This is a genomic window from Vallitalea sediminicola, from assembly GCF_054408565.1.
Window position 1 is genome coordinate 1 of sequence record NZ_BTPT01000284.1, and the last position, 283, is coordinate 283.

General features: G+C 38.9%; 1 protein-coding gene. It reads left to right on the forward strand.

The features are described from left to right. The coding region (locus tag ACX6CF_RS26765; RefSeq protein WP_458788424.1) for a LysR family transcriptional regulator substrate-binding protein at nucleotides 1-283 on the forward strand (283 nt) is incomplete at both ends.

Consider the following 283-nt stretch of genomic DNA (forward strand, 5'->3'; position numbering starts at 1 on the left):
CTCTCAAATGGTGGCAGTAGTTAGCGAACAACATATGCTTGCTTCACAGTCGAGTATAAAGTTCGAAGACTTTTTCAAAGAAGATCTGGTGATGTTTAAAGCTGGATATTTCCATCGAGAGTTTATTGACGAAATTTGTGAAAAGTATCATTTCGAGCCGAAGATATCCTTCGAAACAAACTTGTTGCCAATGATGTTGAACATAGTGCGACATGATTTTTCAATATCCGCCTTGCTTGAATTAGTGACTGAGCATGAGAAAGGCGTTGTTGCTATTCCGTTC